The organism is Micromonospora sp. NPDC050397 (assembly GCF_044901685.1).
GTDB lineage: Bacteria > Actinomycetota > Actinomycetes > Mycobacteriales > Micromonosporaceae > Micromonospora_G.
Genome location: NZ_JBJDPS010000001.1, coordinates 1,241,594 through 1,266,801 on the forward strand (window position 1 = coordinate 1,241,594; position 25,208 = coordinate 1,266,801).

The window sequence follows — 25,208 nt, forward strand, 5'->3', positions numbered from 1 at the left end:
CTGCGCGCACAGTCCGCTCTTGACAGGAGGTCCGTTCTTCATGGTCAGAAGACTCTCTAGGGTCACCGCCGCCACGGTGGCCGTCTCGATGATCGGCACGATGGCGTGGACCGGTCCGGCCAACGCCTCGGCGCTGCCGTCGGTGCCCCCGTCCGGGGTCGACTTCTGGGGCATCACCGGGTTCCCCAGCCGCAATGTCCTGCCCGTCTGGCCCGACAACCCCAACGACGCCTCCATCGCGATCGGCGTCATCCCGTACGACGAGATCGCGCCGAAGCTCAACGCGTTGCAGGCCACGACGAACCGGGTCTCGGCCCGGGTCGCGGGCAAGTCCTCCGGCGGGCACGACCTGTACGCGGTGACCGTGACCGCGCCGGAGACCCAGGACGAGGCCCGGCGGCAGGAGAACTGGCGGCGCCGGATCGAGAACGAACCCGCGGCGGCACAGCAGGACCAGCGTCTGATCGCCGGCTACAAGACCCCGCTGTTCGTCAACGCCAACATCCACGGCAACGAGTGGGAGGGCACCGACGCCGCCCTGCGGGTGATCGAGGAGTTCGCCACCAGCACCGACCCCGAGGTCGAGCGGCTGCTCCAGCGCAACCGGCTGGTCTTCAACGTCACCTCCAACCCGGACGGCCGGGTCGCCGGCACCCGGCAGAACGCGGCCGGCTACGACCTCAACCGCGACCTGACCATCGTGTCGCAGCCCGAGACCAACCTGATCCGTGAGCTGATCGTCGACACCCGGCCGATCATCACGCTCGACCTGCACGGCTACGTCAACCCGACGCTGCTGCACCCGAGCACCCCGCCGCACAACGTCAACAACGAGTACGACCTCTACATCAAGCACGGCCTGCCGAACGCGCTCGCGATCGAGCAGGGCCTGCGCGCCCTGGGCTACCCCGAGACCCAACGGGCACGGATCCCGTTCCGGGACGACGAGCCCGGGGTGTGGGACGACTTCCCGCCGATCTACGTACCCTCCTTCGCGATGCTGCAGAGCAGCATCCCGTACACGATCGAGGCGCCGCTCAACCCGCGCGGCAACCTCACCCCGGAGGAGAAGGCCCGCCGTTCCGCCATCAACACCGACGTGCACGAGGTGGCGATCAAGACCTCGTTGCGGTACATCCAGGACCACCGGACCCAGGTGCTGTTCGACCAGGCCGAGGTCTACCGCCGGGGCGCGGCCGGTGAGCCGTTGCGGGACATCCCGGACGGCTACGTACCCGGCTGGGGTCCGGAGGACAACTACCACACCACCTTCCCCCGCTCGTACGTCATCCCGACCGGCACCGGACAGCACTCCGCACCGGCGGCGGCCCGCCTGGTCGACCTGCTGATCGGCAGCGGCGGCCGGGTGTGGCGGGCGAAGCAGAACTTCACCGCCAACGGCCGGAACTACCCCGCCGGCTCGTACGTCATCGACCTGCACCAGCCCAAGCGCGGCCTGGTCAACTCGCTGCTCGAACCCGGCGCCGACATCACCGACCGGGTGGACGACCTCTACGCCGGACCCGCCGCCTGGAGCCAGGGGCTCACCTGGGGCGCCACCGTCGACACCCTGTGGGACCAGTTGCCGGCGGTGGGCCTGGAGCGGGTCTACGACGGCAAGGCCGAGAGCGCCATCCCCGGCGGCACCCCCGACCTGCGCCTGAACCTCCAGGACGCGGCCGACCTGCTCGCGGTCAACGCGCTGCTGGACCAGGGGGTCAAGGTCTACCGGCTGGCCGACGGTTCGGTCGCCATCCCGCACAGCACGACCAACCGCAGGCTCGCCGCGGCCGAGTCCCGCAAGCACGACGTCGCCTTCGAAGCCGCCCCGGCGGGTTGGCAGGGAACGCTGCTGGACAAGGTCGTCGTCGGTTACCTGGGTACGGTCGAGGAGCGCGACACGCTGCGGGACCTCGGCTTCGAGGCGCGTACGCTCACCGCGGCGACCCTGGCCGGCACGCTCACCGCCGACGTCGACGTGGTACTGGTGGCCAGCAACGTCAACCTGGCGAGCCTGACAGCGGAGAACCGGGCCGCGCTGGACGCCTTCCTCGCCCGTGGCGGTGGTGTTGTCGGTCTGGACACGGCCGGCGCGAGCTTCAGCAACGGCACCTCGCTGCTGAGCGTCACCGCCACCGCCGGTGCCTCGCTGGCCAGCGGTGTGGTCAACATCGACAACAGTCAGGGCCCGGTCACCTCCGGTGCGATCCCGCACTCGTTCATCAACCAGCCGGTCTGGTTCACCAACCTCGGTGCCGGTGTCACCGTCGAGCAGTCGTACGGCACCGACCCGCTGCTCTCCGGCTGGTGGGCGCCGAACGCGGCGGGCGCCAACGGTCCGTCGGCGGCGGCGAACCAGGCCAGCATCGTCCGTGGCGTGTCGGCCGCCGGCAACGGCGTGGTGCTCTTCGGCACGGACCCGACCTACCGCACCCACCCGAAGGGGCTGCAACCGCAGCTCGGCCGGGCGGTGCTCTGGGCGGCGCGGCGGTAGCCGTCCCGTCCGGTCGAGCCGAACGAAAGGACCCGGGTGCCGGTCGGCACCCGGGTCCTTTGTCCCGGGGTGGGTCAGGACTTGTCTTTGGGCGGGTCAGGACTTGGCGGGGCTGGCCGCGAGCGCGGCCTGCTCGTCGATGCCGGTGGTGTCGTCGGCCCCGGTCGTCTGCTCCGGCGGCTCGTCGTCCGGGAGCACGTCCAGCGGGTGGGCCAGCTCGTCCTGCGGCATCTTGGCCAGGACGATCGCGCTGATCGCCAGCGCGGCCGGGAGCAGGCCGGCGAGCGCGAACGTGGCACCCAGCCCGATCCCCGCGCTGACCGGGCCGGCGAGCGCCATGGAGAGCGGCATGAACACCAGCGAGACGAAGAAGTCCAGGCTGGAGACCCGGCCGAGCATGTGCGGCGGCACCCGCCGTTGCAGCAGGGTGCCCCAGATGACCATCGGCGCGGAGAAGCAGATCCCGACCAGGAACAGCGCCACGGCGATCAACCACGCCTGCGACGCGAAGCCGACCACCGCCAGCGGCAGGCAACCCAGCCCCCAGAACAGGTTCATGATGGTCAGGTAGCGCCGGGGCATCCGCAGCGACGCCATGCCCAGCGCGCCGACCGCGCCACCGACCCCGAAGGCCGCCATCACCACGGCGTGCTCGGCGGGGCCGCCGCCGGCCCGGTCCTTGATGGCGAACGGGACCAGCACCTCGATCGGCCCCATGATCAGCAGGATCAGCACCGACGCGTACAGCAGGGTGGCGAGCAGCCACGGGGTGCGTCCCATGTAGACAAAACCGTCGCGCAGGTCGACCAGGGTGGAGCGGACCGGGTGACTACCGCTCGGCGGGCGGTCCCCGCGCAGCGGCGTCGGCCGCAGGACCAGCAGGAACACCACCCCGACCGTCTCCAGCAGCGCGACCGCGAGCAGCGCGGCGCCGGGGGACCAGGCCGCGATCATCGCGCTGGCCAGCGCCGGGCCGGCGGCCTGCATGATGGTGGGGCGCAGCATCCCCTCCACCCCGTTGGCGGCCATCAGGTCCCCGGGCGGCAGGATCGACGGCAGCAGCGCCGAGTAGGCCGGGTAGGTGAACCCGTTCTCGGCGCCGATCAGCAGCGCCACCAGCGCGAGGTGCCAGAGCTCCAGCAGACCCGTCAGCGCCAGCGCGGTGATCACAGCGATCGCCACGGTCCGGAGCGCGGCGGCGGCCAGCAGGATCCGGCGCTGCGGGATCCGGTCGGCGAGCACGCCGCCGAGCAGTGCGGTGGCGAGCATCCCGACCGCCGAGGCAGCGGCGACGAAGGAGAGCTCCGAGGGGCCGCCGCCCATCGCGATGATCTGCCAGACGATGGCGATCAGCCACATACCGTTGGCGAGCAGCGACATGGTCACCGCCCCGGTCAGCACGCGGTACTGGCCGCTGCGGAACGGACGCAGCGGCCCGCGCAGCCAGGTCGGTCCGGTCGCCCCCGTGGTGGCACTCATCGCTCTCCTTCGCGAACCTGCGGTCGTCCGACGCCATCCTGACGGTAGGGACCGACAAATTCCGGTCGTCCCGAGGTTTCGCCGCCCCGCCGGTGTCCCACCCCAGCCGGCAACCTCAACTTTCGTTGAGGTCAACCGGAGGTGGGTGCTGCCTCAGCGGTCGGCGGTGCCGTCCGGCACCGGCACCACGGTACGGGTGAGGGTGGCCAGTTCCGCGTCCCGGTCGGCCCGCTCGCGGGGCCAGCCCGACGCGTCCGGCCGCCGCTGCCAGGGGAGTGGCCCGCCGGGCGGGCGGTACTCGACCCCGAGCGCGTCGAGGCGCCGCAGGTGCTCGCCGAGCCGCCGGTCGAAGTCGTCCCGGGGCGCCGTACCCCCGGGCGACCAGGCCACCTCGGCGAACGCGCAGAGTCTCGGGAAGGCCAGGTAGTCGACCGTACGGGGATGGTCGGCGTGTTCGGTCCAGATGTTGCACTGGGCGCCGAGCAGCCGATGCCGCAGCTCGGCCGGGAGTCCGGGCGGCTCCGGGTCGAAGGCGCGTACGTCGGCGACGGTGAGCACGGTGCCGACCGGGATCGGCTCGTCCGGGTGGTCGGACTGCCGGTAGTCGAGGTAGGCGGAGCTGTCCCAGCAGGCGACGACGTCGTGGCCGGCACGGGCGGCGGCGACCGCCAGCGCGGGACCGCGCCACGCGGCTACCGTCGCACCGGGCGGCAGGTCGCCCTCCAGGATCTCGTCCCAGCCGAACAGGACCCGGCCGTTGGCCGCGAGGTGCTCCTGGAACCGGGCCACGAACCAGCCCTGCAACGCCTCCTCGTCACCCAGGCCGAGCGCACGCCTGCGGTCCTGGGCGGCCGGGTTGGCCCGCCATTCGTCCTTGCGGCACTCGTCGCCGCCGATGCCGATGTGTCGGCTCGGGAACAACTCCATCACCTCGTCCAGCACGTGCCGGAAGAAGTCGACCGTCTCGTCCGAGACGTTGAGTACCCGCTGCGACACTCCCCAGCGGGTCGACACGGTGACCGGCTCGTCGGGGTTGTTGCCCAGGTACGGGTACGCCGCGATGGCGGCCTGGGTGTGGCCGGGCAGGTCGATCTCGGGTACGACGGTGACGAACCGCTCGGCCGCGTACGCGACTATCTCCCGGATGTCGTCCTGACTGTAGTAGCCGCCGTGCGGTCGGCCGTCGAAACGCTCGTGCTGGCGGGAGCCGACCATCGACTCGTGCCGCCAGGCGCCGACCTCGGTCAACCGGGGGTACCGCCGAATCTGCACCCGCCAGCCCTGGTCGTCGGTCAGGTGCAGGTGCAGCACGTTGAGTTTGTGCGCGGCGAGCAGGTCGACCAGGCGCAGCACCCCGGCGACCGGCATGAAGTGTCGGGCCACGTCGAGCATGCAGCCACGCCAGCCGAACCGGGGCTGGTCGGCGATCTCCACCGCCGGCACGGTCCACGGGCCGGACCGCACCGGGGCCCGCCGGTAGACCTCGGGTGGCAGGAGTTGGCGCAGGGTCTGCGCGGCGTAGAAGACCCCGGCGGGGGAGCCGCCGGTGAGGGTGATCCGCTCCGGACGTACCCGTAGTCGGTATCCCTCGGCGGGCAGCGCGGGATCGACGCCGAGCCGGACGGCGGCCTCGGTGACCGGCGCGGCGGTCAGCGGCAGCCCGGTGGGTTGGGCCAGCGCCCCGGCCAGCCAGCGGGCCACCCCGGCGCAGGCCGGCTCCGCGCCGACCGTCGTCGTCCCGTCGAGAGCGAACAACCCCGCATCGGTACGGGCGCTGACCGGCAGCGGCAGCACCGGCATCGGCAGCGGCGGCATCAGTCCTTCACCGCCCCGCCGAGCCCGGAGACCAGCCGGCGCCGGACCAGGATGAAGAAGACCAGCACCGGGATGGTCATCAGGGTCGACGCGGCCATGATCCCGCCCCAGTCGTTCTCGTCCGGCTTGAAGAAGACCAACAGCGCGGCCGGCAGGGTCTGGTTCTCGGTCGCGCTGATGATGAACGTCTTGGCGAACAGGAAGTCGTTCCACGCGGTGATGAACGAGAACACCCCGGTTGCCGCCAGGCCCGGTGCCACCAGCGGGAACAGGATGCGCCACAGGATGGTGAAGCGCCCGGCGCCGTCGAGCGTGGCGGCCTCCTCGACCTCCTGCGGCACCGCCGCGACAAAGCCGCGCAGCATCCAGATCGCGAACGGCAGGCTGAACGCCAGTTGCACCAGCACCAGCGCGCCGAGCGTGTTCAGCCCCACGCCGGGTACGGTCCGGCCCAGGTCGCGGATCTGGAAGAAGAGCGGAATGCTCAGCGCCTCCACCGGCACCATCTGCGCCACCAGGAAGAGCACCAGGATGGTGGTCCGGGTGCGGAACCGGTAACGGGTCAGCGCGACCGCGGCCAGGAACGAGACCAGCGCGCTCAGCGCGACCACGCAGAGCGCGACGACAGCGCTGTTCAGGAAGTAGCGGCCGAAGCCGCTGACCCCGAGTGCTGCGCCGAAGTGCTCCAGGGTCGGGTGCAGCGTCCACGGACGGGGATCGGCGGACCGGATCTCGCCGGTCGGCTTGAGCGCCGACAGCACCATCCAGTAGATCGGGAACACCGTCACGGCCGCGACCACGATCGCCACGGCGTCGGCGACACGTCGGCGGATCACAGCGCCTCCCCGCTCCGGCGCAGCGCGCGCAGGTAGAACAGCGTCACCACGAGCAGGATCACCGTCATCACGATGCCGATCGCCGAGCCGAGGCCGTACTGGGACGAGGCAAAGGCTTTCTGGTACGCGTACACGTTGAGCACCAGGTTCTGCCCGGCGATGCCGCCGCCACCGGTCATCACGTAGATCTGGGTGAACACCTTGAAGTCCCAGATGATCGACTGGATCACCACGATCACGATCAGCGGTCGCAGGATCGGGGCGGTGACCCGCCGGAACGTCGCGAACGGGCCCGCCCCGTCCAGCGCGGCGGCCTCCAGCACCGAGGCCGGGACGGCCTGGATGCCGGCGTACAGGGTGATCATGACGAACGGGAACGAGTGCCAGACCACCACCGCGCCGACCAGCGCGAACGCCACGTCGCGCTGGTAGAACCAGTTGTAGCCGTCGAGCCCGAGCACCTCGTTGACCATGCCGAGGTTGCTGTCGAACAGGAACGCCCACACCACCGAGCCGGTCATCGCCGGTGCGGCCCAGGCGGTCAGCGCGGCGAACGAGAGCGCGCCCCGGGCCACCCGGCCGACCCGGGTCAGCAGCACCGCCAGCACCGCGCCGACGGCGAGCGTCACCAGCACGCACCCGGTGGCGAAGACCACCGTCTGACCGAGCACCGTCCAGAAGGTCGGGTCGTCGGCCAGTGCCCGGAAGTTGCCGGCCCCGACGAACCGGGCCGGCTCGCCCCCGCTCACCTGCGGTTGACCGTAGTCGAAGAGGGAGAGCAGGCCGAGTTGGTAGAGCGGGTAGGCGAACATCGGCACCAGCACGGCGAGCGCCGGCAGCAGCAGCCACACCGGGGTCAGCCGCTGCCGGCGGATCGTCACGGAGGTGGTCATTACTTGCCGAACGCGCCGGTGATCCGGGTGTTCGCCTCGGCCGCCGCCGCGTCGACGGTCGCCTGCTTGGTGATCACCTTCTGGAGCAGGTTCGGCAGGATCTTCTCGGCGTCGATGGTGGTCCACGCCTTGTCCACCGGTACGAACCTGGTGCCCGCCTCCATCGTGTCGATGAACGGCTTGAGCTGCGGATCCTTGCTGATCACCTCGGTCCGCGCGGACTTCATCGCGGGCACGAAGCCCATCGCGTCGTAGAGCTTGAGGGTGTACTTGCGGCTGGCCAGCAACTCGGTGAACCCGACCGCCAGGCTCCGGTGCGCCGTCGAGCGGAAGACGCCGAGGCTGCTGCCACCGGCGAAGGCGGGGGCGATCGAACCCGGCTTCGCCCCGGGCAGCGGCACCACCGCGTACTTGCCCTTGACCGCGCCGGCCTCCACCGCCGAGCGGTTGAAGTTGCCCAGGATGCCCATCCCGGCCCGGCCGGCGGCAAACGCCTCGACCGTGCCGCCACCGGTCAGGTCGACGCACTGCCGGGCCGGGCAGATGTCGTCGCCGAACAGGTCCGTGTACGCGGTGATGCCGGCCTTCGACGCGGCCGAGTCGATGGTGGCGGTGTAGCCGTCGCCGGAACGGGTGGCGATGTCGCCCCCGGCGTCCCAGACGAACGGCAGGGCGCCGAAGACGTACAGGCCGCCGACGGCGATGCCGAGCATCTCCTTCCGCTCGGCACGGATCTTCCGCGCGGTGGTGACCAGTTCGGCGTACGAGGTCGGTGGCGTCAGGCCGAGTTCGGTGAAGACGTCGGTACGGTAGTAGAGCGCCCGTACCCCGATCCACCACGGTACGCCGAACGCCTTGTCGCCCACGGTCACCGTGTTGACCAGGTCGGCCGGCAGGTCGCCCGCCTCCGACCAGTTCTTCAGGTCGGCGCTGAGATCCGCCATCCCGTTGTTGGCGACGAACCCGGCCAGGTCGGTGTTGCCGACCTCGGTCACGTCCGGCGCGCTGGCCGGGTCGTTCAACGCGCCCTTGTACTTCTCCGCCCGGGTGTCGGTCGCCAGGTAGCTGACGTCCACGGTGACCCCGGGGTGGGCGGCCGTGAACTCGGCGACGGCCTCCTTCACGACCGCCTCCTTGGCGGCGCGGTTCGCCTCGTCGAACAGCCAGACCCGCAGCGTGCCGGTCTTGTCGTCGGCGCTCTCCGTGGGTGTGCCGGTCGACGGTGCGCAGGCACCGGCGGTCAGGGCCAGTGTGAGCAGTGCGGCGAGGGCCAGGGGTTTGCGCACGGGCTCTCCTCCCTCCAATAACGAGCCAGGTTCGGAATTAGGTCGGTATCGATGCCCTCCAGGTTGGGCTCCGCGAGGTCTCCCGTCAAGCCGTGTTTGCGCAGGTGAGAGCCGGTATCCGGGCAGGGTGACGGTGCCGCCCGGCGAGGCCGGGCGGCACCCTCGAGGGCGCGGGACCAGCGCCCTAGTCACCCAGGTACAACACCGCGTCGATCTCGATGTCGAACCCCTGCAACGCCACCGGCAGGGTGGTACGGGCCGGCAGGTTCTCGGTGCCGAAGAACTCCACGTAGATCTCGTTCATCGCCGGGAAGTCGGCGAAGTCGCGCAGGTAGACCCCGACCCGTACAGCCTTGGACAGGTCGCCGCCGGCCGCCTCGGCGACCCGGGCCAGGTTGGTGAAGGCGGCCCGCGCCTGCTCGGCGAAGTCACCGGTGACCCAGGTCCCGTCCGGCCGCACCGGGCAGGCCCCGGCCAGGTACGCGTGGTCACCCGCGACCACCGCGTGCGAGTACGGGCCACCGGGCGGGGCCGCCTGGTCGGCCATGATGATCTTCTTCGGCATGGGTCAACCTCCGTGTCGGGGAAACTGTTCGGCGAGCCCGTCCGGGCCCACCAGTGGCGAGGTCAGCAGGCGGCGTACCGCGGTTTCGCGTCGCCGCAGGGCGCCGCGCTGGGCGTCGGTCAGTGGGATCCAGGACGGCACCGGCTCGGGCAGTCGGGGCGTCAGCGGACGGCCGTCCCGGTAGGTCGTCTCGTTGACCAGTCGCAGCGGCGAGGCCCGGCGCTGCCCGTGCACGTCGGCCAACTCGAACCGGCCGTGCTCGACGGCGAACACGGCGATGTCCGCCGGGGCGCCCGGCGCCAGGGTGCCGACCCCACCGGCCAGGCCCAGCGCCCGCGCCGGTCCGATCGTCGTCGCCTCGACCACCCGCTCCAGCCCCATGCCGGCGGCCAGCATCTTCGCCATCGTCGTCGGCAGGTCGAACGCCGGCCCGTGCAACGACCGGCTGTGCAGGTCGGTGGAGACCGTGTGCGGCGGCATGCCGGCGGCGAGCTGCGCCTCCAGCACGTCGAAGGCAAAGCCACCGGAACCGTGCCCGACGTCGAACAACACCCCGGCCTGGTACGCCTCCCGGCTCGCCGGGTCGAACCCGTCCGGACCGGCGGCGATGCCGCTGGCACAGTGTGTGATCAGGTCGCCCGGGCGCAGCAGCGGCAGCAGGTCCGCCACGGCGGGCGGAGCCGCTCCGATGTGGACCATCAGCGGCAGCCCGCAGGCGTCGGCCGCCTCCACGGCCCGCCGCAGCGGCTCGACCCCGTGGACCCCGACGTTGTGCCGATCCATCCGCACCTTGAACCCCACGATCCGGCCCCGGTACGCCCGCGCGGTCGTCACCGCCAGCTCGACGTCGCAGTTGGCCAGCTCCCGCGATTCACCCACCGGCGCGATCAGCCCGACCGCGGAGATGTTCAGCAGCGCGGGTACGCGCACCGCGTACCGGGCGGCGGTGGCCGCGAACGCCGGGAACGAGTACGCCCCGGACGAACCCGCGTCGACCCAGGTGGTCACGCCGGAGTGCCAGGCCACCGGATCGGGGTCGATGCCCCAGTACGTCGCCCCGCCGTACACGTGCGTGTGCAGGTCGACCAGGCCCGGGGTGACCAGCCGCCCGCTCACGTCGACCACCTCGGCGGCAGCCGCGCGGGGCAGCGACGGCCCCACCTCGGCCACCCGCCCGTCCCGTACGGCCACGTCGTGGCGTCCGGCCCGCCCACCGCCCGGGTCGAGCAGATCCCCGCCGGTGAGCAGCAGGTCCCAACGTGCCGAAGGCCGGTCCCCGCTCACGCGTCACCCGCCGGGCGTTCGATCGCGGCACCGATCCGCAACCGGTACAGCCGCGCCGGCCGACCCTTGCGATGCACCTGGGTGCTCCCCTCCACCTCGACCAGTCCGGAGTCGCCCAGTTTGCGGATCAGCCGCCGGCCGGACGGGTCGGTGATGCCGAGCTGGGACGCCAGGTCACTGGGGGAGACCGCCCGGCCCATCTGGGCCCGTTCGATCGCCGCCAACCGGGACAGGGTCGCGGCGCTCAGCCCCACCTCGCCGGCCAGCCGCTCCAACTCGACGCCGTGCTCCCGGTACGTGAACGCGACCGCCGCGCCGGCCGGGCCCATCGGGCCGATGATCAGACCACCGTCCTCGACCAGGTACGCGCTCGGTGTCTCCTCCTGCTCGGCCCGGTCGGCGGCCCGTTCGGCGAGGTGTACGCAGCTCCGGGCGGAGGCGCCGACCCCGAAACCGGCGGCCACCCGTACGCCGAGCGTCTCCTGCGCCTGGCCCAGCGCCGGCAGCGACACCCAACCGCTGGTGGCGGCCTCGAACAGCGCCTGGTGAGCGAAGACCACCACCCCACGCCGGCCCCGGTTCTCGATCCACGCGTCGCCGAACTCGGGGGTGTTGAGCAGCAGGTTCATCAGCCCCACCCGGGCCCGGTCCAGGTCCAGCCCCGGCCCGGCCCGGCCGACCAGGAAGACCCCGGCGGCGAACCGCAGCGCACTGGCCCGCCTGGACTGCGCCCGCAGGGCCAGTTCGTGCAACTGGGCCCGGAGTGTGGCCGGGCCGGGCAGTCCGCCGAGCACCCGGGTCTCCCGGTCGAGCTGCGCGGCGACCGCCGTGCGAAGGCTGATCACGTACCCGGCGCCGGTGCGGGCCAGCGCCTCCCGGTGGAACGCGACGATCTGCGCCACGCTCTGCTCCGGGTCGTACGGCAGCGAGCTGACCTGGGTCGGGTCCAGTTCCAGGGCCCGGACCACCTCGTCCACCGTTTGCGCGTCGTAGGTGTCGATACTGACCGGGGTCGGGCCCCAGCCCCGGGCGGCGGCCTTGAACAGGGCCAGCGACAGGTCCAGACCGGCCGACCGGAGGATCGTCACCGGAAGGTCGGCCGGGAGCAGGTGGCGGCACTTCGCGTACGGCACCGGGCCGAGCAATAGCCCGTCGATCCGCTGCCGGGCGAGCAGGTTCTCCACCCGTACCCGGATCTCGTCCTCGTGCTCGTAGACCACCCATTCGAGGTTCACCCCGGCCAGCGTCCGGGCCGCGTCCTCGAACACGGCACGGTGCGTGGCGTGGATGACGAGACCGATCACCATCGGCGCTCCAGGTTCGGAAATGGTCCGCTGAACGGGGGTCCCGACAGCCTGGACCTTCGGCCGCACTCCGTCAAGACGTTGACGCGGGGGAGAGGATCCGGCAGGCTCTGCCTCCGACAGCGAGCCACATCCGAACCTGTGGGGAGGACCGTTGCTCCGGGACCGGTTCGACGAGGGCACCCTCGACTGGCGGGCGAAGGGGTTCTGGCAACCGGACCCGCCGGTGCCCGACGCCGAGTTCGTCGCCGCCCGACACCACCTCTTCGGCGGCGCGGTCACCTGGCCGGTGCTGGTCGCCCGGCAGGCGGCGCTCGACCACAACCTCACCACGATGGCCGACTTCTGCGCCCGGCACGGCCTGACCTTCGCCCCGCACGGCAAGACCACCATGGCCCCGTCGCTGCTCTCCCGGCAGCTCGCCGCCGGTGCCTGGGCGATCACCGTCGCCACCGCCAACCAACTGCTGGCCTGCCGGGCCCTGGGCGTACCCCGGGTGCTGCTGGCCAACCAGCTACTGGACCCGGTCCCGCTGCGCTGGCTGGCGAACGAGGTCGCGCACGGCTTCGAGGCGCTCTTCTTCGTCGACTCGGTCGCCGGGGTGGAGGCGATCACCGCCGCCCTCGCCGACCAGCCCGGGCAACACCCGCTGCCGGTCCTGGTCGAACTCGGCCATCCCGGTGGGCGTACCGGCTGCCGGACCGTCGCCGAGCTGGTCGAGGTCGCCGAGGCGGTCGCGGCGGCGCCCCGGGTACGCCTGGACGGAGTGACCGCGTACGAGGGTGGCCTGCGCGACGTCGAGTCCGTGGTCGCGTACCTCGACCGGACCAGGGCGGCGGTTGTCGAACTCGCCGACCGGGGGCTGCTCGGGTCGGAGGTGGTCGTCAGCGCCGGTGGCAGCGCCTGGTTCGACGTGGTCGCCGACCGGCTCGGCGGCGACTGGCTGCCCGGTCACCACCTGCGGGCGGTGCTGCGCAGCGGCGCGTACGTCACCCACGACCACGGCTTCTACGCCGAACACACACCGTTTCGGCGGCGGCCCGACGACGGTCAACTCGAACCGGCGTTGGAGCTCTGGGCCCAGGTGACCTCCACCCCCGAACCGGGACTGGCGATCGTCGGCATGGGCAAGCGCGACGCCCCGTACGACGAGGGCCTGCCACTGCCGCTGCGGGTGCGTCGGGCCGGCGGGGCGGTCCACCCGGCCGACGGGATCAGGGTGACCCGGCTCAACGACCACCACACCTACCTGCACGTGCCGCCCGGCGTCGAGATCAGCCCCGGCGACCTGCTCTGCTTCGGCATCTCCCACCCGTGCACCGCGTTCGACAAGTGGCGGACCATCCCGGTCGTCGACGAGCACGACTCCATCGTGGACATTTTGCGTACCTACTTCTGACCCGCGTCATCCCTGCTCGCCGAGGCGAAGCACCGCGCCGAGGCGCAACCGCCGGTTGGCCGCCTCCTCCACCAGGCACGCGACGAGCAGGGCGACCGGTACCAGCAGCAGCACGCCGGCCGCCAGCGACGGATCGGGGTACGCCCGGGTGGCCACCCCGGCGGTGACGTCGGAGAGCGCCAGGGCCGACCCCAGCAGCCCCGGCAACAGGGCACCCACCGCCCCACCCGCGAGTACGGCCACCCCCACCAGCGGCACCAACTCGTAGACCAGCAGCCAGCGGCCCTGCCACCGGGACAACCCCACGGTCCGTAACCGGGACAGCGTGCGCCCCCGGGCCGGTGCCCCTGCCAGCACCACGAACCCGACCGCGAGCAGCGCCAGCACCACCGCTCCACCCGCCCCGGCGACAAAGGTGAAGCTGAGCACCCGGTTCACCCCGGCCCGCTCCAACGCCCGGCGATGGTCCGGCCAGGTGGTCACGGCGGCGGGCACGGCCAGCGCGGTGTCACCGACCGGGTGCCCCAGCACACCGGCAAGGTACTCACGCTGCCCGGCGTCGGCCACCTCGCGCAGCGCGGGGGCGGTGAGGTCGGTGCCGGCGAGCAGGAACCGGTTCGGCGCGATCGGCTGGTCGACCGGACTCGGCAACGCCTGCCAGGGCAGCACGACAAACCGCCGGGTGCCGAGGTCCAGGCCCGGGTGCGCGGGCAGCACGCCGGCCACCCGGAACGCGTACCGCCGGCCCCGCAGCTCGACGCTCCCGCCCGCCCCGACATCCGCCGCCACCGCCGGGGACACCACCGCCGGCACCGGGCCGTCGACCCGTCCCGCGCGGACCAGTTCGGTCGGGAGTCGCAGGTCGGCCCGGCTCGCCGCGTCCACCCGGGCGCTGGCCGGTCCGTCCAGCAGCAGCACCTGCACCTGACCGGGCGGCGTACCGCCGGACCCGGACCCGGACCCGTCGCCGGACCCGGACCCGTCGCCGGAGCCGGAGGCGGGGTGGAGTCGGGCGGCCGAGTCGACCAGCATCGGGGCGACCGCGCTCACCCCGGGCAGGGCGGCGAGCCGGTCGGTGGTCGCCGGGGCGAAGGCGAACCCGGTCAGCCGGGCATCCCCGGCTATTTCCTGGTCGGTGGCGCGGTCCCGGGCGTCGGCGATGCCGTCGCGTACCACGGTGGTGAACACCCCGGTCGCGACCGCGACCACCAGCACGGTGAGCGGAAGCACCCCGGCCGGCGTGTCTCGTCCGGCCCGGACCAGCCCGACAAAGGGCGCCACCGACCGGCCCCGGGCCGCGAACCGGCCCAGCCGCCGCAGCGGCCACGGCACCAGCCGTACGGTGAGCAACCCCGCCGCCACGGCCAGCAGCACCGGCACCGACACCAGGTACCCGTCCACCCCGTCCGACGAGTCCAGACCACGCCGACGGAGCAGGACCACGCCGACGACGGCGAGCAGCAGCACCAACGACTCGGCGGTGAGCCGGCGCACCGACGGCCGGGGCCGGACCAGGTCCTGCCGCCGGGTGAGCCCGCCGGAGCCGCGTCGCCTGCCGTCGGTGGTGCGCGGGCTCCAACCGTCGGCCATCGCCGACACCGGTGCGGCCACGGTGGCCACCAGTGCCACGGCTGCCACCAGCGACATCTCCCACCCGGACGGGCGACCCGGCACGAGTGAACCGAGCAGCCAGCCGGCGGCCACCGCCACCGGCACCACCACCAGACACTCGACCAGCGTCCGCAGACCGATCGTCGCCGACCCCGCGCCCCTGGCCCGGAGCAGGGCGAATTCGTCCGCCCGACGACGTACCGCGAGGCGCGCGGCGAGCAGCATCAGACCGGACAGGCAGGCGACCAGACCCGCCTGCACCACGGCGAGCTGCGCCCTCACCCCGCGCACCTGCCGATCGAAGGTGAGCATCGCGACATCCAGCCCGCTGTGCAGGGCGAGCCCTTCGGCCGGGGGAGTGCGCCGCGCAGCCACCACCGCCGTGGTCACCGTGGCGGTGTCCGCCGCCCGCAGCCTCGTCTCGTCCAGGCGGTAGCGCCACTCGTACGTCAGCACCCCGGTCCGCCGCGCGGCGTTCGCGAGCCCGGCCGGGTCGGTGAGCAGGACAGCCCGGTACGTGTCCCCGTCGGTCAACACCGTGCACGTCCGGGGCGCGAGCGCCATCTCGTCCCAGGACGGCGCGGACCGCTCGACCGGCTCGTAGACCCCGACGACCCGCACCGGAACCGGCACGGGTGCGGCACCATCCACTGTGGACTCGGTCGCGCTCATGCCGAGACCGGTGCCGACCCGTATCCCGAGGGTCTGCGCGACCTGCCGCGATACGACCGTCTCGACCACCTCCCGCGACGCCGGCCAACGGCCATCCACCAGCCGGCTCACCCGCTCCAAGCCGGTCTGGAAACGCAGCGACAGCTCCGGTCGGCAGTTGCCGTCGAAGGGCGCGGCGTCGCCGGAGACCGCCACCCGCTCCGGGCCGACCCGGGCGGCGAACCACTCCTGGCCGACCAGCTCCGGCAACGGGCCGGGCAGCGACGCCCGGTACGGGTCGAGCGTGGCCGCCGCCGCGTCCGGATCGATGTCGCTTAGCTCCGGGGCGGCCGTGAACCGCAGGTCGCGTACCGGATACAGCAGCTCACCGACGTCGTGCCGCAGACCCTGGTCGGTGAACTCGTTCGCCAGTCTCGGCACACCACTCACCAGTGCCGCCGCCACCAGGGCGAGTACGCCGAGCAGGCCGAGGTAGCCGGCGAACGCCCGTACCCGGCGCAGTGGACCGGCTGGACGGGACAGGCTGTTGTGCGCGCGGATCGGGCTCACCTCCATGGCGGGGGCGCCGCTCGCCCCACCACTGTGAGAGTGGCCGGAGCGGGCGAAAGGTTCGCACCACATCGCGACGATCGACGCCGTACCGGAGGCTCGTCGATCCACCGAGAAACGAGGAGGTCGCCGCGTACGCTCAGGCATGGACGATGCTTGAGGATGCGGCGCTGGACCCGCAACGGTCGGCGGCCCTGATCAGAGAGATCAAGGAAGGTAGCGGCGAGCATGACTGAGCTGACCGGCGCCCGGTGGCGCAAGAGCACCCGGAGCGGTAGCACCGGGGGCAACTGTGTGGAGGTCGCGGACAACCTGCCCGGTGTCGTCGGCGTACGGGACAGCAAGGACCCGACCGGGCCGGCACTGGTGTTCGAGCCGTCGGCCTGGGGCCGGTTCACCCGGTCGGTCAAGGTGTAACCCACCCCTGCAACGACAGAAAACCCCGGCCACATCTCGCGGTGTGGCCGGGGTTTGTCGTCGGACGAGCATCGCGACGATCGGCGCCGTCGCATCGGTGACACTTCATGGACGGTACGGACACCCCGTTGCAGGCTGGGATCTAGTCGACTGAGACCGGCAGGGTGGTTCAGCCGAGTCGGCTGGTCCGCGCCGATCGCGGACGTTCACGGGGGCTCGGACTGGGCGGACGCGCGTTCCGCCGTCATCGCGCGGCGATGCCGTCGCGACTTTCCCCGTGGGGCGACCAGGGCCCTGTGCCGGTCCACACTGGGGAGGATCGACTGATGAAGCGGCACATGCGGGAGGACTACTTCGTCGTGGGCGAGGGCCTGCTGTCGTTCGAGGGCCGGCGCGAGCCCGCCGTACGACGACCGTCGACCACCGCCGAACTGCGCAAGTTCCGGTTTTCCCGGCTCGGCCCGCAGGGCGACGCACTGACCGAGGAGGCGCGCGCCGCCCTGGCCCGGGCGATGGTCGCGGGCACCTCCACCGACTCCGCGGAACCGGCCGTGCCCGCCGGTTTTACCTATCTCGGGCAGTTCGTCGACCACGACCTGACGATGGACGCGACCGCCGCCGCGCTCGGCGAGGACGTCTCGGTCGATGACCTGCTCCAGGGGCGCTCGCCCGCGCTCGACCTCGACTCGCTCTACGGTCGGGGACCGCAGGACAAGAAGGACAAGGTCTTCTACGCCGAGGACGGCTTGCACCTTCGGGTCGGCACCACCGCCGCGGTGCCGCTCGACGCCACCACGAACCAGGACCGGGACGGGTTCGACCTGCCCCGGTCCGGACTCGGGTCGTCGAAACGGGAGCGGCAGGCGGCGCTGATCCCGGACGCCCGCAACGACGAGAACCTCGCGGTCGCCCAGACCCACCTGGCCTTCATCCGGTTCCACAACCGGGTCGTCGACCAGTTGGCCACCGGCGGACTCTCCGGGCCGGCGCTGTTCCGGACCGCGCGTTCGGTGGTCGTCAAGCACTACCAGTGGATGCTGCGTACGGACTTTCTGCCGCGCATCGTGGCACCGGCCATCGTGGACGACGTCTTTACCAACGGACGACGCTTCTTCGAGGTCTCGCCCGGCTACGAGCAGCGCCGACGCGGCCGGTGGGTGCAGCCGGGAGACCGGCCGACCATGCCCATCGAGTTCTCCGTCGCGGCCTACCGGCTGGGGCACAGCATGGTCCGCGAGGTGTACGAGTGGAACCGGTTCTTCAACACCCAGAGTCAGTTCGGGTTGCCGGCCGGCACCCTCGAACTGCTGTTCCAGTTCTCCGGCACCAGTGGCAACCTCTCCCCGGACGGCACCGTCGACGATCCCGAATCGGGTTCGTTCGAGCGGCTGCCGACCAACTGGATCGCGGACTTCCGCCGCCTCTACGACTTCGCCGAGGCCGGACGGGACGACCTGGTGGTACGCCCGGAGGAGGGACCGGGTCTCAACCTCACCCGCCGGGTGGACACCCGGATGGTCGACCCGCTGCGCAACCTGCCGCTCGGCTCGTTCGGCGAGCGGACCGCGACGCCCGCCGAGATCGAACGAAACCTCGCCTTCCGCAACCTCACCCGGGCCGTCATGGTCCGGCTCGCCAGCGGCCAGCAGATGGCCGAACTGTTCGACCTGGTGCCGCTCAAGCCGGACGAGATCCTGCACGGGGAGAACGGCGCCGTGCTCGACGAGCTGACCGACGCGCAGAAGGACGAGGTGGCCCGGAACACGCCGCTGTGGTTCTACATCCTGCGTGAGGCCGAGTTCAACGGTGGTCGGCTCGACGGGGTCGGCGGGCGGATCGTCGCCGAGGTCTTCCACCGGGCCATGCAGGGCAGCCGCAACTCGATGCTGCGGGACACCAGTTGGCGCCCGACCCTGGGGCCGGACCGGGACACCTTCCGGATGGTGGACCTGCTGCTCTTCGCGTACGAGGGCAAGGCGGAACTGCTCAACCCGCTCGGCTGAGCCCGTCACCCGCCCCGGGGCGGCGGTTCGCTCGTGCACCAGCGGGCGAACCACCGGCCCGGGGCCGTGTTCACCAGTCGAGGGGCTGCGCGGCGAGCCGGGTGTCGTACCAGGACCGGATCGCGGCGTACGTCTCCTCGGGCAGCGGCCCGCTCGCGGCGGCGATGCTCGCCCGCAACTGCGCCACCGACTTCGTGCCCGGTATGACGGTGGAGACCGCGTCGTAGCCGAGCAGGAAGCGCAGCGCCCCGTCGAGCAGGCCGACCCCCTCGGGCAGCAACGCCCGCAGCTCGTCCACGAGTCCGGCCCGGTGCGCCACGTCCGCCCGCGACCACCGGTCCCGTACGTCGGTGAAGACGCTGTCCGCGTCGTAGCGGCCGGAGAGCCAGCCGGACTCCAGCGGAACCTTGACGATCGTCCCGACACCCCGGTCCCGGGCCCGGCCCATCGCGTCCCACGGTTCCTGGTACAGCGCGGAGAGACGTACCTCCAGTGCGTTCGCGTCGCTGGTGGTCAGGACGGTGTCGATGTCGGCGGCCCAGTCCACCGAGGACCCGTACGCCCGGATCGTGCCCTTGTCCTGGAGTCGTTGCAACACCTGGTAGTGGTCGGACCGGGTGCCGTCGAGGATCTCCGGCGGCGGGTTGTGCAGCACCACGATGTCGACGTGGTCGACGTTCATCCGGCGGGCGCTGCGCTCGATCGACTCCTCGATCGCCCCGGCCGACCAGTTGTCGCTGCCGTCGGGGTGGTAGCCGACCTTCGTGCAGATCACCGTCTCGTCACGGCGACGGCCGGTCAACGCCCGACCGATGTTGGTCTCGCTCTCGCCGTCGGCGTAACCGGGGGCGGTGTCGATGAGGTTGATCCCCGCGTCGAGCGCGGCGTGCACGATCCGTACCGCCTCCGATCGGTCCGGGCCGTCGGGCCACTGCGCCGAGCGGCCGAGTTGCCACGCGCCGAGCCCGATCTCGCTGACCCGCAAGCCGGTCGAACCGAACGCCCTGATCCGCACCATCGAGATTTACCTCCCCGTTCCGGCGATGCCGGATGGTCCCGTCTCGCCCGGATCGGCGACGTCGAGCCAGCGTATCGACAGCGGTATCGTCGCGTTGCCCCGTGGGAAAGTCCGGTCCCCGTCCGGTATCGCGTCGGACGGGCTGGCCACGCGCGAGCACGACTCCCGGATGGATCTTGCCGGTGGCACACCGAAAAGATCACCAGGAATCGTGCTCGCCGCCAGCAGAATGGTCAGCCGGCCTTCGTGGCGAGGAACACGCTGGTAGGGCCGACCCAGTTGACCGTGGCTCCGCTGCCGCTGCCCACCGGCTCGGTAACGATGCTCAGGCCGGGGCCGGTGCTCTGTGCCCGCTGCCACACCTCCGCGGGCAGTGGCGACGTTTCCCGGTGCCGCAGAAACAGATCTTGGTCGTCCTCGTTGAGGCCGTTCCACCATTGATCGAGTTCACTCATAGGGAGCAGAATATGCCTGCCGTGCAACGCCATTTGGATCGAACGTGACCGAGTCCCGACTCGGCCCGTCGCTGCCTTCCGGTGGCCGGGAAACCACTTCGGACTGAACGTGCCACGAGTCCCCCGGCCGAGCGCGCCGCCGCGCTGTCGGTGACCACGCTGATTCGGCCACCGCCTGATGATCCGTTAGCCTGCCACCATGACCGAGGCCACCGCCACACCTACCGACCGTTCCTGGTTCCGCCGCCCGCTCACGGTCGGGGTCGCGGCCGTCCTTGTGGTCGGACTGGCCGTCTGGGCGGGTGTCACGCTGCTCGGCGGGAACGACCGCGTGATCCGGATGGAGGTCACCTCCAGCACCGGCGAGGTGGAGGGCATCACCTGGCGCAGCCCGGACGACAACAACGAGAACCACACGCTCTCCGGCGACGAGACGCCGATCAAGAGCCCGTGGAGCCAGGACGTCGAGGTGGCGGCGAAGACGGGGCCGATCCTGCTCAACGCCCTCGCGCCGCTGGGCGGCACGGCCACCTGCCGGCTGCTCGTCGGTGACGAGGTGCTGCACGAGGACACCGGAAGCCCGTTCGCCAACTGCATGGTCACCGCGCAGCGGGCCTTCCCCGCCTCCTGACCGCCCCGGCGACCGTGCCCTGACGAGCGGCCCCTGGGCCGCCTCAGCGTACGGATCTTGCCCGTAGGTGAGCGCGTTCTCCCTGACGGCCGAAGAGGCTGAGCACCTCGACCGGTTCACCGTCGACGCAGCCGAACCAGTGCGGCACCCGGGTGTCGAACTCGGCAGCCTCACCCGGGGTGAGCGCGATGTCCTGCTCACCGAGGACCAGACGGAGCCGCCCGTTGAGCACGTAGATCCACTCGTAGCCCTCGTGGGTCTGCTGCTCGGGCATGTTCCGGGTCGAGTGGATGATCAGCTTGTACGCCTGGAGGCCACCGGCCCGACGGGTCAGCGGCACCATCGTCAACCCGTTGCGGACCACCGGGCGCAGGTGGACCCGGGGATCACCGGTCGTCGGCGCACCGACCAGCTCGTCGATCTGCACCCCGTACGCCCGTGCCAGCGGCAGGAGCAGCTCCAGGGTGGGGCGGCGCTGGCCGGACTCCAGCCGGGACAGGGTGGAGATGGAGATGCCGGTGGTCTTGGACAGGTGCGCCAACGTGGTCTCGCGTTGCCGCCGCAGGGCCCGCAGCCGGGGTCCGACCTGGCTGAGCACGGCGTCCAAGTTCTCGTCCACGCTCCTAGTCTGCCGGGTCCCCGCAGCCGGAAACGGGTAGGTCAGGGTTTTTTGATCATCCTCTCGTCCGTCGGGCGGGGCGTTCGCCGACCGGGTCTCAGCCGAGTAGCTGCTCGCCGATCCAGCCGTCCGGGGCGCACCCGGGCGGGATGGCGAAGACGGCGGAACCGATCGGGGTGATCCACTCGTTGAACAGGTCCCGCTCCGCCAGCCGCCGCTGGATGGGCAGGAACTGCCGTGTGACGTCCGCCTGGTAGGCCGCGAAGATCAGGCCGCTGTCCGCCCGCCCGGCGCCGTCCGGCGCCCGGTCGTAGTTGTACGGCCGCCGGAGGATCTTCGACCGGTCGTCGGGCACCTGCGCCAGGCTGATGTGGGAGAAGTCCGGGATGACGGTGAAGCCGAGTTCGTCGGTGGCGGCGAAGTCCGGCAGATCCTCCTCCACCCGCCCGGTGAGCGGGGCGCCGCTGTCCAACCGCCGGCCGACGGCGAGTTCCTTGTCCGCGCGGCCGAGCAGGTCCCAGGTCTCCAACTCGGCCCGGATCCGGCGTACCACCAGGGTGCTGCTGTCCCGCAGCCACGGCGGACCGTCCGGCACCCAGACGGCCTGCTCGAACGCGGCGGTGCCGGGTTTCGGGTTGGCGGTCCCGTCGAGCTGACCGAAGACGTTGCGCGACGTACGGGACCGGTCCTCGATCCCCGCTCCCCGCCGGAACCCCTGTTGCGTCCAGCGGACCGTGCCGAAGGGACGGGTGTCCTTCACGAGCATCCGCTGGGCGTGCGTGACGGTGAGCGGGTCGTCGGCGCAGATCTGGACCAGGAGGTCGCCGCCGGACCAGGCCGCCTCCAACCGGTCGATGGAGAACGGTGGCAGGTCGGCGACCGACGCCGGCCGGCGTTCCTCCAGCCCGGCGGCGCGGAACAGTCCCGGCCCGAACCCGAAGGTGATGGTGAGCCGGGCCGGAAGCAGGGCGAGTTCCCGTTCGGTGTCACCCAGCGCCGGCTCACCCCGGGTGAGCCGGGCGGCGTCGTCGCTGAGCAGCCGCATCAGCCGCACCAGTGCCGCCCTGTCCGTCCCCGGCAGCAGGGTGAAGGCGAGAAAGGAGGCGTGCGCCTGCGGGTGGGTGGCGATCCCGGACTGACGTGGGCCGTGGAACGGCTCGGTGACCGTACCGGTTTGCGGGTCGGCCCGTACGGTGGCGGCGGGCCGGTCGTCGGCGGTCCCGGCGGCGACGGCGCCACCACCGGCGAGCGCCCCGCCGACGGCGACGGCGCCGCCGGCCAGCAGACGGCGACGGCTCATCCGGTCGCGCGACCCGGCCGAGAGCGGCACCGGTCCGGTGTCGCCGAACTGCCCGGTCATGCCGCCGGACCCGGGCTCGGGGTCGGGCTCGCCCCCGGATGCCCGTCCGGCTGCGGGTCGTAGCTCTCACCGGCACCGGCGAACGGCTTCGCGATCGCGGTGAACTCGGCCGTCCGACCGTCGGCGAAGGTCAGCGTGATGGTGACCTCGTCACCTGGGAGGACGGGGCGGGCCAGGTCCATCAGCATCAGGTGGTCGCCGCTGGGCTCCAGGGTGTGGACGCCCTTGGTCGGTACGGTGAGCCCGCCGGCCTTGGGGCGCATGACCATCCGCCCCTCCGTCATGGCCATCTCGTGCACCTCCACCGGGGAGACCGACGAGGTCGCGCCGACGATGGTGGCGTCGGTGCCGCCGTCGTTGACCAGGACACCGAACACGGCGGTCATGCCACCGTCGGCGGCCTTGACCCAGGGGTCGCGTACGTGGAAGACGCTGGTCACCGAGGCGCTCGCGGAGACCGGCGGGCTCGGTGGCGCGGCCGACGGCTCGGCCGCGCCGCACCCGGCGAGCGTGCCGACCAGTGCGGCGAGCAGGACACCGAACGCCGGTAGGGGAACGGCCCGTACGGGGCGGGGTCGGGTCTGTCGCGGTGTGGTTCGTCGCACGCTGGCCTCCGGTGACTGGATTCGACCGTTAGTCGTCACCAACCGGGGTGCGGTTCCCGGACCCGAGCACTTCGTCGCCGGGGTCTGCGCACTCCTCGCCCGCACCGGACAGTGCGGGCGGCACGGACCCAAGGGCGTGCTGCCGGGTCAGCGCTCCCGGGACCAGGCCCGCCAGAGCGTCGCGTAGCGGCCGGACTCGCGGCCGACCAGCTCCTCGTGGGTGCCGGAGTCGAGCACCCGGCCCCCCTCCAGCACCACGATCCGGTCCGCCGTGACCGCCTGGGTCAGGCGGTGGGCGACGATCAGGGCGGTACGCCCACGCAGCGCGCGCTCGGCCGCCCGTTCCAGCACCCGCGCCCCGGCACTGCCGGCGTCGGCGGTCGCCTCGTCCAGGATCACCACCCCGGGGTCGGCCAGCACCACCCGGGCCAGCGCCAACTGTTGGGCCTGGGTCACGGTGAGCTGGTGCCCGCCGTCGCCGACGACCGTGTCCAGACCGTCGGGGAGCGCGAGCGCCCAGTCCAGTGCCTCGACCTCGGCCAGCGCCGCGCGCAGCTCGTCGTCGGTCGCCCCGGTCCGGGCCAGCCGCAGGTCGTCGGCGAGCGGACCGGCGAAGACGTGCACCTCCTGGGTGACCACGGCGACCGTACGGCGACGCTGTTCCGGCGGCAGGTCACCGACCTCCACCCCACCGAGCAGGATCGTCCCCGCGCTCGGGCGGTGTACGCCGGCCACGAGCTGGGCCAGGGTGGTCTTGCCGGCCCCGCTCGCCCCGACCAGCGCCACCCGCTGCCCGGCGGCGATCTCCAGCGTCACCCCCGCCAGCACCGGCCGCCCGGGGACGTAGGCGTACTCGACGTCGACCGCCTTGACCGAGGCGTCCACCGGCCCGGCATGGTCCGGTGCCGTCGCCGGCCCCGGTAGCTGGGTCACCCCGACCAGCCGGGCCAGGCTCGCCGTGGCGACCTGGGCGTCGTCCACCAGCCGCAGGGCCGAGTTGATCGGGCCGAACAGGTTGTGGAAGTAGAGCGTGGCGGCGGCGGTCGTACCGATCGTGACGGCGCCGGAGTCGGTGAGCAGGAAGCCGGTCACCAGCACCGCCGACAGCCCGACGAACTCGGCCAGGTTGAGCCGGCCGTAGAACCGGGTGATCAGTCGTACGGCGCGCAGCGCCAGGTCCACCGCACCCTGGGACCGCTCGGTGACCTGGTCCAGGTGCCGCTCACCCAGTCGCAGGGCACGAACCGTGGCAGCGCCCCCGATGCTCTCCAGCAGTTGCTGCTGCTGGGCGCCGACCGCCAACCGCTGCGCGGCGTACAGGGCCGGGCTGCGGCGCAGGTACCAGCGCACGGTGTGCCACTGGATCGGGGCGGCCAGCAGGGCGGCGAGCAGGAAGCGCGGGTCGAGTACGGCGAGGCCGGCCAGGGTCAGGCCGATCACCAGCACCGAGCGGACCAGTTCCGGCAGTGCGGCGCGTACCGCCTCGGCGATCGCGGTGACGTCGTTGGTGACACGCGAGGTGAGGTCACCCGAGCCGGCCCGCTCCAACTGCCCCAACGGCAGGTGCAGCGCCCGGTCGACGAACCGTTCGCGCAGGTCGGCCAGCATCCCCTCGCCGAGCCGGGCGATCATCCCGAGGCCGATCGCGGTGCTGACCGCGTGCGCGACCGCGATGGCGATCAGTGCCACCGCCGGTACGGTGAGCGCGCCGACCGTGCCGCCCCCGGCCACCAGGTCCACGACGTGTCCCAGCAGCGGCGGGGTGAGCAGCCCGATCGCGGTGGCGGCGCCGAGTACGCCGAGCGAGCCGACCGCCAAGGCGCGGCGCCCGCGCAGCAGTTGCCGCACCATGGCGGTGGTCTGCGCCGGGGTGGCGGTCGGTAGCACGTGCGGGGTCACGGTTCTCCCTCGTC

General features: G+C 72.1%; 20 protein-coding genes. 5 read left to right on the forward strand and 15 right to left on the reverse strand.

The window, feature by feature from the left end; translation table 11 throughout:
* The first annotated feature begins 40 nt into the window (after positions 1-40).
* Complete coding sequence (locus tag ACI2K4_RS04955; RefSeq protein WP_404508831.1) at positions 41-2,494, forward strand: M14 family zinc carboxypeptidase; 2,454 nt, start codon at positions 41-43, stop codon at positions 2,492-2,494.
* Between the two features lie 96 nt (positions 2,495-2,590).
* Here ACI2K4_RS04955 and ACI2K4_RS04960 read toward each other — a convergent pair whose 3' ends face one another.
* The 8 genes from ACI2K4_RS04960 to ACI2K4_RS04995 all read right to left on the reverse strand — a co-directional run bounded on the left by ACI2K4_RS04960 (position 2,591) and on the right by ACI2K4_RS04995 (position 11,959).
* Positions 2,591-3,973 (reverse strand): MFS transporter, encoded by a 1,383-nt coding sequence (locus ACI2K4_RS04960; protein WP_404508833.1) that lies wholly within the window; start codon positions 3,971-3,973, stop codon positions 2,591-2,593.
* A 153-nt stretch (positions 3,974-4,126) separates the two neighbouring features.
* Positions 4,127-5,788 (reverse strand): beta-N-acetylhexosaminidase, encoded by a 1,662-nt coding sequence (locus ACI2K4_RS04965; RefSeq protein ID WP_404508835.1) that lies wholly within the window; start codon positions 5,786-5,788, stop codon positions 4,127-4,129.
* Positions 5,788-6,621: a carbohydrate ABC transporter permease gene (locus ACI2K4_RS04970; RefSeq protein ID WP_404509193.1), complete on the reverse strand. Its 834-nt coding sequence runs from the start codon at positions 6,619-6,621 to the stop codon at positions 5,788-5,790. Before ACI2K4_RS04970 ends, ACI2K4_RS04965 begins: the two co-directional genes overlap by 1 nt.
* The gene (locus ACI2K4_RS04975) at positions 6,621-7,505 is read right to left on the reverse strand and encodes a carbohydrate ABC transporter permease (protein WP_404508837.1); all 885 of its coding nucleotides are present in this window, start codon (positions 7,503-7,505) and stop codon (positions 6,621-6,623) included. The genes ACI2K4_RS04970 and ACI2K4_RS04975 overlap by 1 nt, the downstream gene beginning before the upstream one ends.
* 11 nt (positions 7,506-7,516) lie before the next feature.
* The gene (locus ACI2K4_RS04980; RefSeq protein ID WP_404508839.1) at positions 7,517-8,803 is read right to left on the reverse strand and encodes an extracellular solute-binding protein; all 1,287 of its coding nucleotides are present in this window, start codon (positions 8,801-8,803) and stop codon (positions 7,517-7,519) included.
* Positions 8,804-8,987: 184 nt separating this feature from the next.
* The gene (locus ACI2K4_RS04985) at positions 8,988-9,368 is read right to left on the reverse strand and encodes a RidA family protein (protein WP_404508841.1); all 381 of its coding nucleotides are present in this window, start codon (positions 9,366-9,368) and stop codon (positions 8,988-8,990) included.
* Between the two features lie 3 nt (positions 9,369-9,371).
* Positions 9,372-10,652 (reverse strand): amidohydrolase/deacetylase family metallohydrolase, encoded by a 1,281-nt coding sequence (locus ACI2K4_RS04990; protein ID WP_404508843.1) that lies wholly within the window; start codon positions 10,650-10,652, stop codon positions 9,372-9,374.
* Positions 10,649-11,959, reverse strand: a complete 1,311-nt coding sequence (locus ACI2K4_RS04995; RefSeq protein WP_404508845.1) for a transcriptional regulator — start codon at positions 11,957-11,959, stop codon at positions 10,649-10,651. The genes ACI2K4_RS04990 and ACI2K4_RS04995 overlap by 4 nt, the downstream gene beginning before the upstream one ends.
* A gap of 151 nt (positions 11,960-12,110) precedes the next feature.
* Between ACI2K4_RS04995 and ACI2K4_RS05000 the strand changes: the two genes are divergently transcribed.
* On the forward strand, positions 12,111-13,355 hold the full coding sequence (locus tag ACI2K4_RS05000; protein WP_404508847.1) for an alanine racemase: 1,245 nt from the start codon (positions 12,111-12,113) through the stop codon (positions 13,353-13,355).
* Between the two features lie 6 nt (positions 13,356-13,361).
* On the opposite strand, the gene ACI2K4_RS05005 is transcribed toward ACI2K4_RS05000, so the two are convergent.
* Positions 13,362-16,187 carry an FtsX-like permease family protein gene (locus ACI2K4_RS05005; protein WP_404508849.1) on the reverse strand — a complete coding sequence of 942 codons (2,826 nt, stop codon included), beginning with the start codon at positions 16,185-16,187 and terminating at the stop codon, positions 13,362-13,364.
* 228 nt (positions 16,188-16,415) lie between these two features.
* Here ACI2K4_RS05005 and ACI2K4_RS05010 point away from each other — a divergent pair, with 228 nt between their 5' ends.
* A complete protein-coding gene (locus ACI2K4_RS05010) occupies positions 16,416-16,604 on the forward strand; it encodes a DUF397 domain-containing protein (protein ID WP_404508851.1) in 189 nt (62 codons plus the stop codon).
* Between the two features lie 326 nt (positions 16,605-16,930).
* Entirely contained in the window at positions 16,931-18,607 is a 1,677-nt protein-coding gene (locus tag ACI2K4_RS05015; RefSeq protein ID WP_404508852.1) for a heme peroxidase family protein, read from the forward strand.
* A 70-nt stretch (positions 18,608-18,677) separates the two neighbouring features.
* Here ACI2K4_RS05015 and ACI2K4_RS05020 read toward each other — a convergent pair whose 3' ends face one another.
* Positions 18,678-19,625: an aldo/keto reductase gene (locus ACI2K4_RS05020; protein WP_404508854.1), complete on the reverse strand. Its 948-nt coding sequence runs from the start codon at positions 19,623-19,625 to the stop codon at positions 18,678-18,680.
* 233 nt (positions 19,626-19,858) lie between these two features.
* A complete protein-coding gene (locus tag ACI2K4_RS05025; RefSeq protein WP_404508856.1) occupies positions 19,859-20,080 on the reverse strand; it encodes a hypothetical protein in 222 nt (73 codons plus the stop codon).
* Positions 20,081-20,279: 199 nt separating this feature from the next.
* On the opposite strand from ACI2K4_RS05025, the gene ACI2K4_RS05030 reads away from it, so the two are divergent.
* Complete coding sequence (locus tag ACI2K4_RS05030; RefSeq protein ID WP_404508858.1) at positions 20,280-20,711, forward strand: hypothetical protein; 432 nt, start codon at positions 20,280-20,282, stop codon at positions 20,709-20,711.
* A gap of 43 nt (positions 20,712-20,754) precedes the next feature.
* On the opposite strand, the gene ACI2K4_RS05035 is transcribed toward ACI2K4_RS05030, so the two are convergent.
* From ACI2K4_RS05035 to ACI2K4_RS05050, 4 genes are all read right to left on the reverse strand, one after another.
* A complete protein-coding gene (locus ACI2K4_RS05035) occupies positions 20,755-21,330 on the reverse strand; it encodes a helix-turn-helix domain-containing protein (protein ID WP_404508860.1) in 576 nt (191 codons plus the stop codon).
* A 97-nt stretch (positions 21,331-21,427) separates the two neighbouring features.
* A complete protein-coding gene (locus ACI2K4_RS05040; RefSeq protein WP_404509194.1) occupies positions 21,428-22,630 on the reverse strand; it encodes a Dyp-type peroxidase in 1,203 nt (400 codons plus the stop codon).
* A 56-nt stretch (positions 22,631-22,686) separates the two neighbouring features.
* Positions 22,687-23,295: a copper chaperone PCu(A)C gene (locus tag ACI2K4_RS05045; RefSeq protein ID WP_404508861.1), complete on the reverse strand. Its 609-nt coding sequence runs from the start codon at positions 23,293-23,295 to the stop codon at positions 22,687-22,689.
* Between the two features lie 147 nt (positions 23,296-23,442).
* Positions 23,443-25,194, reverse strand: coding sequence for an ABC transporter ATP-binding protein (locus tag ACI2K4_RS05050; RefSeq protein WP_404508863.1), 1,752 nt, complete (start codon positions 25,192-25,194; stop codon positions 23,443-23,445).
* Between the last annotated feature and the right edge of the window lie 14 nt (positions 25,195-25,208).